This window comes from Cohnella zeiphila (genome assembly GCF_014212055.1).
Classification (GTDB): Bacteria; Bacillota; Bacilli; order Paenibacillales; family Paenibacillaceae; genus Cohnella; species Cohnella zeiphila.
Genome location: NZ_JACJVO010000036.1, coordinates 121699 through 134324, shown reverse-complemented (window position 1 = coordinate 134324; position 12626 = coordinate 121699). Strand labels below are relative to the sequence as shown.

General features: G+C 55.0%; 11 protein-coding genes. 1 reads left to right on the top strand and 10 read right to left on the bottom strand.

All coding sequences use genetic code 11. From position 1 onward, the window contains the following. Positions 1-68 precede the first annotated feature (68 nt). Positions 69-1001 (bottom strand): VanZ family protein, encoded by a 933-nt coding sequence (locus H7C18_RS28020; RefSeq protein WP_185132427.1) that lies wholly within the window; start codon positions 999-1001, stop codon positions 69-71. A 281-nt stretch (positions 1002-1282) separates the two neighbouring features. Here H7C18_RS28020 and H7C18_RS28015 point away from each other — a divergent pair, with 281 nt between their 5' ends. Beyond that, positions 1283-1513, top strand: coding sequence for a hypothetical protein (locus H7C18_RS28015; RefSeq protein WP_185132426.1), 231 nt, complete (start codon positions 1283-1285; stop codon positions 1511-1513). 277 nt (positions 1514-1790) lie between these two features. Here the strand turns inward: H7C18_RS28015 and H7C18_RS28010 are convergent, their stop codons facing one another. The 9 genes from H7C18_RS28010 to H7C18_RS27975 form a co-directional block, all read right to left on the bottom strand. After that, on the bottom strand, positions 1791-2750 hold the full coding sequence (locus H7C18_RS28010) for an ROK family protein (RefSeq protein ID WP_185132425.1): 960 nt from the start codon (positions 2748-2750) through the stop codon (positions 1791-1793). 15 nt (positions 2751-2765) lie between these two features. Then, the gene (locus H7C18_RS35380) at positions 2766-3248 is read right to left on the bottom strand and encodes a cupin domain-containing protein (RefSeq protein WP_238358019.1); all 483 of its coding nucleotides are present in this window, start codon (positions 3246-3248) and stop codon (positions 2766-2768) included. Between the two features lie 57 nt (positions 3249-3305). Beyond that, positions 3306-4247, bottom strand: a complete 942-nt coding sequence (locus H7C18_RS35375; protein ID WP_238358018.1) for a hypothetical protein — start codon at positions 4245-4247, stop codon at positions 3306-3308. Further along, the gene (locus H7C18_RS28000) at positions 4231-5502 is read right to left on the bottom strand and encodes a glycoside hydrolase family 76 protein (RefSeq protein ID WP_185132424.1); all 1272 of its coding nucleotides are present in this window, start codon (positions 5500-5502) and stop codon (positions 4231-4233) included. Before H7C18_RS28000 ends, H7C18_RS35375 begins: the two co-directional genes overlap by 17 nt. Positions 5503-5620: 118 nt before the next feature. After that, positions 5621-7288 carry a sensor histidine kinase gene (locus tag H7C18_RS27995; protein ID WP_185132423.1) on the bottom strand — a complete coding sequence of 556 codons (1668 nt, stop codon included), beginning with the start codon at positions 7286-7288 and terminating at the stop codon, positions 5621-5623. After that, positions 7285-8826, bottom strand: coding sequence for a response regulator transcription factor (locus H7C18_RS27990; RefSeq protein ID WP_185132422.1), 1542 nt, complete (start codon positions 8824-8826; stop codon positions 7285-7287). Before H7C18_RS27990 ends, H7C18_RS27995 begins: the two co-directional genes overlap by 4 nt. Before the next feature lie 24 nt (positions 8827-8850). After that, complete coding sequence (locus tag H7C18_RS27985) at positions 8851-9735, bottom strand: carbohydrate ABC transporter permease (protein ID WP_185132421.1); 885 nt, start codon at positions 9733-9735, stop codon at positions 8851-8853. 19 nt (positions 9736-9754) lie between these two features. Continuing rightward, positions 9755-10645, bottom strand: a complete 891-nt coding sequence (locus H7C18_RS27980) for an ABC transporter permease (protein ID WP_185132420.1) — start codon at positions 10643-10645, stop codon at positions 9755-9757. 207 nt (positions 10646-10852) lie between these two features. Beyond that, positions 10853-12553 carry an extracellular solute-binding protein gene (locus H7C18_RS27975; RefSeq protein ID WP_185132419.1) on the bottom strand — a complete coding sequence of 567 codons (1701 nt, stop codon included), beginning with the start codon at positions 12551-12553 and terminating at the stop codon, positions 10853-10855. Positions 12554-12626: the final 73 nt, after the last annotated feature.

Here is a 12626-nt window from a genome sequence, read left to right as displayed (position 1 = left end):
GCCATGTAACGAAAGAAGCCCGCCTTTTTCGCGGACTTCTTTCGGACAACTTTTTGTCATCCTTGATCTCAATTCCAGAAATATTTCATCTTCCTATACCCAACATCCCATAGTTTTTCATTTCCCTCGACGGTTATCGTAAGCTCGCTTACCGATTCGATCGGAATTTCGAACATTTCCGGTTCCCTGAGTTGATATTTCTCAGAGCTGGAAAAGACCTCATGGCCATCGACGAAAACGCTTATGCTTCCTTTATTATCCGTTTGATCCGGTATTCCGTAGAACAAGGAGAAAACAAGCTTCTCCTTACTGCCTAACATATACGTGTACGTTTCCCTATTTTTTCCTTCAACGCTAAACACGTTATATTGGGGTTCTACGTTTTGACCGCCCATTTCAAAGCTGTACCGTTTTGTTCCCGTCAGGGTATTTCCGGCGCTGTCTTTCAGTTCGTTTATAGCCGCGAAGGGACCTTCTTCTTGGGTGAACGCTTTGTCAACAAGCCCGCAGAATCCCCATACCCCAATTAGAAGGACAATAACGGAAATGCCGGTAGTCGCAAGAAGACTCCAAACGTTTTGGGTACGAAATCCAAGCTTGTAAGCCCCGAATCCGACTGCTGCGCCTATTGAGTTTTGAATGGCGTCGTTAACATCGAAGCTGCCGAGCAAAGTTAGGGCCTGTATGGTTTCAATCGCGAGAATGCACAGGATGAACCATGTAATGAATCGGATAAAGCTGATCCGGTATAACAATGGAATCAAGATGCCGAAAGGAATGAAGGCGGTGAGGTTTCCAAAATCTACGAAATCCATCAGCGTAGGATGCAGAAGATCGGATATGCTTGGCAGCTTAAAGAAACTGTCCGGTACAAAAATAAAGGTGTAGCCTGCCATTTGCTCTACGGTACCTAATCTACCGAAAGCGAGAAATATAAAATAAAGAATCAAAATCGTATACAGTATGGTAATGCTAAAAATAATCTTACGAGACTGCGGCATGGTGAACTCCTTTATAAATCCGGTTAAAAAGTGATCTCTTACCAATAGTCTAATATTTTATCTTCTGAAGACAATAGTCAACGGGAAAAAGCCAAAAAAGCGCGAAGAAGGTCGAATTCGACGATCCCCGGCGAGAATGGAGAGCAGAACGCCGCTATCGCTCTCGGACAGCTGCCAATACTTCCCGCTCGGCTCTTTGCTCTGCCCTATACCTTGCAATAGGTTCGAGCAGGCAGGAAAATGGGTAAGTAGATATACAATCTTCTGGCGAGGTGACCGCGATGAACGCATTTGAACGAAGCGCAGACCGTCAACGCGAGCAGCAGGGCAAGCGCGACAATCCGGAGGGCATTCCGACGGAGAAGGAGAGCCTGTTCGACAAGTTCGCCAGCGAGCGCACGGTCGATCCGATCCCGGTTGAGGACCAGTCCATCGAGCAGGAGGACGAGAAGGACAAGAACCGTACGAAACGGGATTCTTCCAGCGAGCGTAAGTATCGTACGGGGATTTGACTTGACGACAAAACAACAAGAAAGACCGCCGACGCTCGGCCTAAACCGAACGTGGCGATCCTCCTGCCGTCCGAAGACGGGGGTACCCGTGGCGCTCATTTGTTGCTTTGATTCGCATCCCGCGCCTCCGTCCGGGTCTAAATGTTTAGAATCGGGCGGACCGGGTAAGGGACGCGATCAACATGGAAGATTGAATGTTGACCACCTCCTTTCTTGTACAAACACTTTATCACAGCCGCAGGCAAAGCGCCAGATATTATTTTAATTTTCAGAACTTTCATTTATTCAATATGCGGAAACTAAGAGCTTCCACGGATTTCTTAGCGGTCACGAACTGATAAATGCCTTTAAACGTGCTGTCCAACGTGTCCGCGCTAAGTTTCGCTTCAACCGGAAAACCCAGCCCTTCTTCAAAAGCAGGCACGAACAGGCTGCCGCTCTTGGAGATCTGCCCGCCGATCACGATCGTGTCCGGCGCGAACGCGTTAAGCGCGGGCGCCAGAATATCCGCCATCCGCCGGCCGAACGCCGCGAACAGTCGCTTCGCATCCGCGTCCCCGGCGATCGCCTGCCGCGCGAAGTCGTGTACGTCCCGGCCATCCAAGTCCAAGCCGAATTCCCGCGCCAGGCTTAATATTCCTCTACGGGAGACGTAATCGTCCGCCATCCCTTCCCGAAAGGGCGTCGTGTATAACCATCCGTTCTCCGGAACGCCGTCCCCGTGCTTGACCCATCGTCCCCTCATCAAGTAACAGGATCCGAGCCCCGTTCCGATCGTCAGGCAAATCGCCCGGCTTGCGCCCGCCGCTTCCCCATAAGCAGCCTCGCCGAGGCCGAATAAAGCGGCGTCGTTCTCGAAATGGACTTCGAACGTCGGAGCAAGTCTGCCGACCAGCGCCTCGTTCCGGCGTATTTCCGCTTCCAGCAGTTTGCCTACGTTAAGCTCGTATAACGACTCGAACTTGCCCAGGCCGCGAATGAGGCTGATCCCGTTCTCGTAATCGAAGGGTCCGGGGAAAGCCATGCCGATCCCGCCGACCGGAAGCGATGCCGTCCCCGATTTGGCCACAAGATCGGCCGCGATCGCCGCAAAGTGCCCGGCGATCTCCTTCGCGCTTCGATCGGCATGGGAAGGGTAATGGGAGACGGTCGCCTCGATAAGCTCGCCTCCGACCAGTGCGCCGGCTTTGATTTGCGTGCCGCCGACATCGAAGGCAAGGATGAGCGAAGTTTCCATTTTTCGAGATCCCCCCTATACCCGGACGTACGCTTTGATGGTGCCGATCGTTTGCCCTATGCTCGGACCGCTTGGCCGGATCGTGTACGCGTCTATGCTAGCCGGAACGATAAACGTCTCCGCATAGCGGATGACGAACGGCTCGAAAGCTCCCGTCGGGCTTTCCACCGTCGCTTCTTCGCCTTCGATCAGGTTCAGCATTTGGACGCTTCCGTTCGTCTCGTGCCGGACCGGCTCGGAAAACCAATGGCGGCGCGTCTCGATAAATTCCAGCTCGTGCAAGCCCGTCCGCTCTTCCTTCCAGCCAGACCCTTCCGCGACAGTCTCCACCCGGCCCATGCAAGTCGAAGTCGTCCAATCGGTTGTCCGGGTCCACTGAATGACCTTGCCGCCGTGCTCCACGTGAACCGGACGCGGTCTCCCGTCAAGCCCTAACCGGTCCCAGTCCCACAGCTTAAACGTGAAAATATACGGAGTCGCGCTGATCTCCAGCACCATGCAGCCCGCGCCCGAGCAATGGACCGTGCCCGCCGGAATGAGGAAGTGATCGTGCTTTTATTCCGCGCCGAACCTGGCGTAAACCTTCTCCCCCAGCAGCTTGATCGATTCGAAGAACACGAGATTGATCGCCGGCAGTTCGATTCTTGTATCTCCGTATTGGAAGTAAAGGCTGTTCTCCTCCGGAACCCCGTCGAAGCCCCAGGCATACGGATGCTCCCGCTTAGGCAGCTCGATGTTCGACTCCAGCCACGTGCCGCCCCATACGCCGGGATCGAAGTAAGGCACGAGGCGGAACGGCTGCGCAGCCGTCTGGGCGAGACCGTCGAACAAGGCATGCCGCGTAACCATCTTCGGCTGATCCTTTACGTTCGTGTCCAAATAGTAATCGATGGCGTGGAAAAGCGATTTTTTAAGCCGGTCCGCCATGCGCCATTCGAAGAAGAAACCGCGTTTGTAGAGGCGCAACAGATCGTTCTCCGCGCGATTCGTCCGCCAATTGGCGTATTCTTTGGCGCGATAACGAAGCTGGATTTCCCAACGGGCAAGATCCGCGTAGAGGAGGATGTCGCCGTCCGCGACGATCGAAGCGCCAAACCCGATCACGAGCGTAACCCCAGCTTCGGCCGCCTCCAAACTTTGACGCAGCTCGGCGAGCTTGCTTGGGTCGTAAAACTCGTCGATCGCGAACGGAGCCATAAAGCCGAATACGCGGTCATCCGTTAGATATCGCTCCACGATCCGGTCGACATCCGCCGGATCCAAGGCCGCGTCTTCCGAGCGGATGATCTTTACCGGTTTAAGCGCAGCGGACAAGCCGGCGATGATCTCCTCCTGTCTGACGCCGGGATAACATTCCACGACGACGACGGAGCTGCGCCGGACTTTTTGGGCCAAAGCTTCCTTAAGGGTCGCTCCAATCGCCTCGTAGCCTGTCCAAATCTCGCGATCCCGGTTGCGAATCCGAATCGTCGGTTCTTTGTCATACGTTTTTCCCATGTTTCGGGCTCTGCTCCTTCTTATCCTTGCTGGCTTTGCCGTTCTTGCCGTACTGCGACATCAGAGCCTGAACCCGCTGCATCCAGGCTTGGTTGACGGTGCGGCAGGTCATGTCGTCCACTGCATTCGCAGCCGGACTCCATGAGGAGTAATAACCTAAATCGGCCGTATTCCGAAGTTTGTCGTTCAGCGTATCGATGTTCTGCCGAGCCGTATTCAGCCAAGCGATGTTGCCGTCCGCTTCATACAGCTTGATAAAAGATTGAGAGGCCCAACCGGAATAAACCGGACTGAGACGCGGATCCCATGTATTGATGATGAAGGCGCCGTTGCTGTTTTGCGTATTCCAAAGCACGGAATTCATGTTCGTCGCGAGAGCTTCCGCCTTCGTCAAATAAGCGTTGTCGCCCGTAATGTCCTTGTACAGCAAATTCACTTCGATCATGATGGCGTTATCGTACGTGAATTGGGCGGTTTGGACGCACCCGCAGCCTTGATCGTATTCCCAATTATAGAGCCCGTTGGAGTCCAACATTTCGCTGTTCAGCCAATCGTAGATCGAATCCGCCCATTGCTTGTAGTAGTCCGCGCCCGTGATCCGATACAATCGCAGGAACAACTGGCAAGCGAGCGCATTGACTTCGCTTCCTTTAATCTGAAAACCGGGGATCGTCTTGTTGGTCGTCCACCAGAAGCCCCCGCCGCTTGTCGAATCCCACAAGCCGCTGTTCATCAGCCAGTTCGCGATAGCGATCGCCGAATTCAAGTAGTTCGTCTGCGTCGTTCCGCTCGTCGCTTCATAGGCATCCAGATAAGCATTCCCCGTCAAGGAAGCGTCGTCGACGTACTTGTCCCCGCCGGCTCCCGTTCCGTCGATGTTGCCGAGGGCGAAATACCCGCCGATCGGACTGCCGAAATCCCACATATGACTCATGAACGCATAGGCGTCGTTTAAATAAGGCAAGTAGCTTGAGTCTCCCAAACGCACCATCGCCGCGTCCGCGTAGATTTGGCTGGCGTTATACCACTCGGTCGTCGTATGATCCCCGATCGATGTCCGATAGCTATGATAGGACGTGAGCAAATTGCCGACCGTAAAGTCATGCGTCTCCTGGGCGGCCGTCCAGTAACCGGAGCCTGCGCCGGCGGATGCGGCGCCCGCCGAACCCGAAACCAATCCCAATGCCAACAGAAGCTGAATCCCAATCATGAAAACGACTTTCGATTTCTGTTTGAAATACGATTGCTTGCGCATACACGAATGACCTCCTAAACGGTTGATGTAAGACAGGCCGGCCTCTGTCTTCGCCGTTTAGTATGCGGACCTTTTCGCCATCCGTATATATCGTATTTTTTCGAAACGCATCCGTTTTTTACGTTATTGGCTCCAGGGATACCGGAATCGTCACGCGCACCTTCGCGCCCTCCCCGGGCCGGCTCGAAATCGTGACGCCGTAGCCTATCCCGTACTGCATGCGAATCCTTTCGTTCACGTTAAACAGCCCGTAGCCCTTCGATTGCCTGGTGAGGATCTTGTCTGCGACCTCCTGCTCCATGCCGGGGCCGTTGTCCTCGACCGTGAACGCGGCGTTCGGACCTTCCCGTTCGGCGGCGATCCGGATGACGCCGCGGCCGGACCGCTTCTTGTCGATACCGTGCTCGAGCGCGTTCTCGACGATCGGCTGCAGGATCAGCTTGATCACTATGCATTCCATCAGCGATTCCTCGATGTCATAAACCGCATCGAACGAGTAGTCGTGCATGATGAGCTGGATCTCCATGTACGACTTCGTATTCTCCAACTCGTCCTTGAAACGAATTTCGTTGTTCCCTTGGTTCAGCGAAGTCCGGTAGAACACGGATAGCAGGTTCGTGATCCGGCTGATCTCGCGATTGTCGCTGTCGATGGCCTGCCAATTGATAATGGACAGCGAGTTGTAAAGAAAATGCGGGTTGATCTGCGCCTGCAGCGCCCGCAATTCCGCGTTTTTCCCGTCGATCTTGCTTTGGTACACTTCTTCGATAAGCGCCTTGATGCTGGTCAGCATCTTGATGAAACGACGCTCGAGGTCCCCGATCTCGTCCGGGGAATCGGTCTGCGCCGGAATATGGAAATCGCCCTGCTCGACCATCTTCATCTTCCGGATCAGCCGGTGAATTCGGCGGACGAACCCCTTCGAGAACAACCAAATGAACAGCAGAACGAGAACGACGCAAATGGACTCGAGGATGACGGTCGCTTTGATGATGGCGTTCACGCGGGCGTTGATCGATTGAGTTGACGTGTAAATCGAGACGGACCAGCCCGTTCCGGGGATCTCTTTCTTCAGCGACTTCCCTTCCGCTTCGCTTCCCCGTCCGCCGTTCATGGCGAACAGCGGGACTCCGGTTTCGTCGGCGACGGCGATCCGGTAGTCCCGCAATTCCGTGTCGCCGACGATGTCGAAAAATTTGTTCGGATCGACTTGCAGGTAAACGAGATTTTTCAAATCGCCGTCGACGTTGCTGAAGATCCGTTTGGCGCCGAACAGCTTCCCGTTCTCGTAATGCCACTGCGTCTCCGCCTCCTTCAAGGCTGCGGCGTACCAAGGGGCGTCGGCGATCGTGCCGATCGGAAGAATCGAGCCCGTGCGCGGCGTCAAGTTGTTCTCCGTATAAATAACGATCGACCGGATGTCGTTGTTCAGCGATTTGACCGAATTGAGCAGCGGATCGACTTTGTCCCGCAGATCCAAATACATCGAGAAATAATCGGTATAAGCGTTGTTGAACACTTGCTCAAGACCCGGATTGAAGCCGATCAAGTCGATGGCGGCGTCGTAGCGCTCGATCTTGCTGCCGAGCGTCAGCGAGATTTTATTCAAATTGTCCTGCATCAGCAGGTTGGACTGCTGAATTTGCGATTCCCGGGATTGCCGGTATGCGTAACCGCCGAGAATCGTCAGCGGGATCATGACGACGATCAAATACGAGACGATCAGTTTCTGGCGCAGATTCATCGTCTTCCAGACCGTCAGGCTTCTCCAGATCCGGCTGCTCATGGCTGCGACTCGCGGAATTTGGCGGGACTGACCCCGTAATGGTTCTTGAACGTTTGAATGAAATACGACGGATTCGCGTACCCGAGACGTTCTCCGATTTCCGCGATCTTCATCGTCGTATTCGCGAGGAGGTCCGTGGCCTTGTCCAGACGGTACGAGGTTAGATACCGGACGAGGCTCGTTCCCGTTTCCTTCTTGAACAGGTAGCTCAAATAACTTGGCGTCAAATATACTTTCTCCGCGATATATTCCAGAGAGAGATCCCTCATGTATTCATTTTCGATAACGCTTACAACTTGACGGACCACTTTGCCGATCCCCCGCCCGGCGGCATCGGCCGCTTCCGGCTCCGGCGCAAGCTGCTGGACGGCCGCGAGCAAAATCGACTTCAGCTCCTGAATGGAATCGGTCCGGAACAGCGGTTCGAACCAAGCTCCCGGCATCGGCTTCCCGAGACGTTTAAGATCCGCTACGATCTTCTGCATGATGTTCGTGACGATGAATTTCGTATACAGGACGGAAGCGCTCCGCGCCGCTTGCAAATGAGCGAACAGCAGTTCGATCCCCGTAACCGCCCCTTGCGCATCCCGATAAGCCAAACACTGCTCGATTTTCTCCAGCAACCGCTCGACTTCGAGTCCCGGCGGCAGAGAAGACGGGGTCTCCTGCTCGTCTGCGAACAGAACGGCGCTGCCCTCCAGAAAAAACTTGACGTCCCCCAGTTTCAATTCCATCTCGTGATATATGCTCTTTAAAGAAGCCCATTCCTGCACGGGTTCGCCGAAAATGACCGACGCGGGCAATCCAAACCTTCCGGCGATCTCGCCCAGCAAGCGTTCTCCCCATAAGCGCAGCTCCTGACGGTCGCAAGGCTCGTCCTGCCGCAGAAACAGCACGCTTTGGCGCTCGTTTACATTAAGAAAGTCGAAAGCCCATTCCGTAATCGTAAGGAGCATCTCCCGAAAACGGGTCGGGTCCGCGTCGAAAAAACGACTGGAGAAATCGATCAAGGCCAGCTGGATCCAGCCGCCCCGGTCGTCCGTGCCCCAATCGCCGCCCTGCTTCGTTCCGTACAAGGCGTCGAGCAGACCTTTTTCCTTCTCGTACTGCATCCCTTTCCGATAGCCTTCCATCACCCGCTGCCATTCTTCCCGCTCTCTCTTCCGCTCCTCGCAGCTTGCGATGGTCGTTTCAAGCACTTTCCGGAATTCGGCGATGTTGATCGGCTTCAGTATATATTGAGAGGCGTTCGTCTTTAGCGCCCTCTTCGCATACTCAAAATCGCTGAAAGCGGAATAGATGATGACCTCCAGATCGGGATTCAGCTCGCTTGCCTTCTCCGCCAGCTCCAGGCCGTCCATGAAGGGCATCTTGATATCCGTCATCAGGATGTCGACGCTTTGGCTCTTCAGGACATCGAGCGCAACTTCCCCATTCTCGGCCGTAACCGGCTTGAGCGCGAAGCCTTGCCGGCCCAGCAGCTTCAAGATGCCTTCTCTCTCGATCCTCTCGTCGTCCACGATCAGAATGGTGTACATGCGAAAGCCCCCAGGTAGATTCCCTTATTCCTTAACCGAACCGAGCACGATCCCGTGGATGAAAAACCGCTGCAGGAAAGGATAAATGACCGCGATCGGCAGCATGGAGATGATGACTTTGGCTGCGTTGAGCAGCTGCCCGGACAGGTTGGTCAGCCGCTTGATCTCCTCCGGGTCGGTCGTGTTCATAATCGAGGTAACGGATACTAGCAGTTGTTGAATATACGTTTGCAGCGGCCAATTCTGCTTGTGGTTCATCAGAATCATGCCGTCGAAAAAAGAGTTCCAGTGGCCCACGATCGAGAACAGAGTCACGGAAGCCAGCGCGGGCAATGATACGGGCACGTAGATCGTCCATAAAATTTTCCAGGGACCGGCTCCGTCGATGTTGGCCGCTTCGTCGAGCTCCTTCGGGATGCCGCGGAAGAAGTTCATCAGCAGGATGACATTAAATACCGGAACGGCGGGAGGCAATACGAGCGCCCAAATCGTGTCCATGAGTCCCAGCTTGTTGATCGTCATGTACCAGGGAACGAGCCCGCCGCTGAACAACATTGTGAATATTATAAACCACATATACCCATTCCGCATTGGGAATTGCTTGCTTGTCCGGGAAAGCGGATAGGCCATAAGCACGGTTAGCAGAAAGTTCAGCCCGCCGCCGAGCAGCACCCGTTTGACGGAGACGCCGAACGATACGAAGAAGCTGCGATCCTGGAGCACCTGCTTATAAGCGAATAAGTTCGGATCGACCGGCCAGAAGGTGACTTGGCCCGCGCTGACCGCGACTTTGCTGCTTAAGGAGATGGCCAGCGTGTTCAAGATCGGAGCGAGAGACATGAACGCGACGAAGGCCAGGAATACGTATATGAACGCGTCGACGAGGCGGTTGTTTCCGCGGATGACCATGGATGGGAGCCTCCTTCGGCTAGAAAATGCGATAGTTGGCGAAACGGGTAGCGAGTCCGTACGAGGCGGCGATCAGCACGAAGCTGATGACCGATTTGAACAAGCCGACGGCGGTCGACAGTCCGTATTGGGCTTCCAGCAAACCGGCACGGTACACATAGGTATCGATAATGTCGCCGGATTGGTAAACGATCGGGTTGTACAGGTTAAAGATTTGATCGAAGCCGGCGTTCAGCACGTTGCCGAAACTGAGCGTCGCCAGCAGGACAATCGTCGCGACCATCCCGGGGACCGTCACGAAGCGAAGTCTCTGGAAGCGGTTCGCGCCGTCGATGGCTGCCGCTTCGTACAGGCTGGGATTGATGCCCGTCAAGGCTGCGAGGAAAATGATCGTGCCCCAGCCGAATTCCTTCCACACGTCGGTCGTCACCAACACGACGCGGAACCAATGATTGCTCTGCAGGAACATGACGGGATTGCCGCCGAACCATTCGATCAGCCGGTTGACGATGCCTTCCAGGCTGAGGAAATTGATGATGACCCCGGACAGGATGACCCAAGACAGGAAGTGGGGCAAATAAACGATGGTTTGCACCGTCCGTTTGAATTTCGCGTTCGCCGCTTCATGGAGCAGCAGCGAGAAGACGAAGGGCACGGCGAGGCCCGCGACGATTTTCATGACGGCGATCGCGATCGTGTTGACGAACACTTGCCTGCTGTCCGGCAGGCTGAACATATAGTTGAAGTTATCCAGTCCTACCCATTCCGAACGGAAGATCCCTTTGGTCGGCATGAAATCCTCGAAAGCGATCGTCACGCCGAACATCGGGACAATGCTGAACAGGATCAGCAGCAAGATGCCGGGTAGGAGCATGAGGTGATAATACTTGACGAAGGATCTATTGAACATGAGTCTCTCCACCCGTCTGAAAGTTGAAATAGGGTATCTGTATCTCCACCGGAGCAAAGATACCCTATGAATCCCCCACAAAGTGACGAAAAGCTTCGAAGCTTATTCCGATTACTTTGCGGGGGCCTCGAAATCGAGTCCGATTACTTTGCGGGGGCCCCGAAATCGAGTCCGATTACTTTGCGGGGGCCCCGAAATCGAGTCCGATTACTTTACGGCGTCGTTCACTTCTTTGGTGATTTGGTCGCCGCCGATACTTTTCCATTGCGAGACGAATTTGTCGAAGTCGTCGAGAGGCGCTTGGCCCGTAATGATCTTCAAGAACGTCTCGTTCTCCAGCTTGGTCAGGTTCGCGCCGCGCTTGAGCGACGTTTCCGTCTGACCGGTATAGGCGGGATCGATGCGATTGAATTTGTCCGACTCCAGCGCGGTGCCGCCAGTATAGTAGGCGAGCGAATTGGCGAACGAAGGCATGTCTTGCTTCGGATTGGCCGCGTCTTTCTTAACCGAGTCGAACGTCGCCAGCTGCCACGGCTTCAGGCCGCTCGTATCGTTGCTTGTCAGCGCTTGCTTGTACGCCGCCGCGCTGCGCGCCACGGAGTCGAAGTAGTCGAGCTGCAGGTTGAACGGCCAGTTCAGCCAGCTTACCCCTTTGTCCTTGTAAAGATTTGCCGCGTCGGAATCCAGCAGGCGCAGCCCTTGATACTCCATGCTCAGCACTTTCAGGACGGCCTCGGGATGCTCTACGCCTTTCTTCACGACAAGGAAATTCGAGGCGGGGCTCGACATGATGACGTTGCGTTTGCCGTCGGCATCCAGCGGAGCGGGCACCGGAACCCAGTCGGCCTTCGGGTCGGTCTTGACGGAATCGGACAGCATCCAGCCCGCGTACCATGGCGCCAGGACAAGGCCGGCTTTGCCGCTGGACACGAAGCCCGCGTTGTCGTCGTATGATTTGCGCGTCAGAAACTCTTTGTCGATCACGCCGCTGGCATACATCTCGCGAAGCCTGCCGAGCGCTTGCTTCGTCTCCGGCGCGATGGAACCGTTCGAGACTTGGCCCGAAGCATCCTTGAGCCAGCTGTCCGGATAGGAATGATAAGCATTAAAGATCGGGTCGAAGGTGAAGAAGCCGCCGTCTTGGAACAGATGGGAGTCGCCTAGCAAACCGAACGTATCGTTCTTGCCGTTGCCGTCCGGATCCTGGTCCTTAAACGCTTTCGCGACCGCCTCCAAATCGTCCACCGTCGCGGGAACTTGCAGGTTCAGCTTATCCAGCCAATCTTTGCGCACCCACAGCAATTGGTAGTTGCCGTCAATATTCGTATTGGGCAGAGCCATCAATTTGCCGTCCACCTTCGCCGTCTTCAGGGCGCGATCGCCGAACGAGGAGTAATAGTCTTTGATCAGCGGGGACAAGTATGGGTCATACAGCCCCGAGAGGTCCTCCAGCAAACCGGCTTGCGCGAGACGGGTGAACTGATCCTGACTCACGATCATGACATCCGGAATGTTGCCGCTTGCGATGGCCAGATTGACTTTCTGATTAAAAGCGTCGGTGTCTTCCACGGAGAAATCGTACTTGATCGTCACGTTCAGCTTGTTCTGGATGTACTTCAAGTAATCGTTGCTCTCCAGCGTATCCGGCGCAGGCAAGTTATTGCCGCTGACCCCTTGCCGGCCGATCGTGAGCGTCACCGGAGAATCGTACTTCTTCGAAAAATCTTCCGCCGCCGCTCCATCCGAAGCCGAAGCGGATGCCGCTGACGTTGCCGGCGCGGATGCCGACGGTGAGGCCGACTGTGTAGCGCTGCTGCCGGATGAAGCCGAACCGTTGCCGTTGCCGCATGCCGCGAGGCTGACGGAGAAGACCGTCGCCACCGCCAATGCCGCTGCTTTTCTGCTCATTTCCCCAAACCCCCATTGTGGATGAATGATTGCACCTTCATGTTACCCTTGCGAATCGGGGCCATCTATCTAA

Excerpts from the sequence above, each read along its gene's own strand:
- H7C18_RS28000 (WP_185132424.1), bottom strand. The coding sequence starts at position 5,502 with ATGCGCAAGCAATCGTATTTCAAACAGAAATCGAAAGTCGTTTTCATG.
- H7C18_RS35375 (WP_238358018.1), bottom strand. The coding sequence starts at position 4,247 with ATGGGAAAAACGTATGACAAAGAACCGACGATTCGGATTCGCAACCGG.
- H7C18_RS27990 (WP_185132422.1), bottom strand. The coding sequence starts at position 8,826 with ATGTACACCATTCTGATCGTGGACGACGAGAGGATCGAGAGAGAAGGC.
- H7C18_RS27975 (WP_185132419.1), bottom strand. The coding sequence starts at position 12,553 with ATGAGCAGAAAAGCAGCGGCATTGGCGGTGGCGACGGTCTTCTCCGTC.
- H7C18_RS27985 (WP_185132421.1), bottom strand. The coding sequence starts at position 9,735 with ATGGTCATCCGCGGAAACAACCGCCTCGTCGACGCGTTCATATACGTA.
- H7C18_RS28010 (WP_185132425.1), bottom strand. The coding sequence starts at position 2,750 with ATGGAAACTTCGCTCATCCTTGCCTTCGATGTCGGCGGCACGCAAATC.
- H7C18_RS27980 (WP_185132420.1), bottom strand. The coding sequence starts at position 10,645 with ATGTTCAATAGATCCTTCGTCAAGTATTATCACCTCATGCTCCTACCC.
- H7C18_RS27995 (WP_185132423.1), bottom strand. The coding sequence starts at position 7,288 with ATGAGCAGCCGGATCTGGAGAAGCCTGACGGTCTGGAAGACGATGAAT.
- H7C18_RS28020 (WP_185132427.1), bottom strand. The coding sequence starts at position 1,001 with ATGCCGCAGTCTCGTAAGATTATTTTTAGCATTACCATACTGTATACG.
- H7C18_RS28015 (WP_185132426.1), top strand. The coding sequence starts at position 1,283 with ATGAACGCATTTGAACGAAGCGCAGACCGTCAACGCGAGCAGCAGGGC.
- H7C18_RS35380 (WP_238358019.1), bottom strand. The coding sequence starts at position 3,248 with ATGGTGCTGGAGATCAGCGCGACTCCGTATATTTTCACGTTTAAGCTG.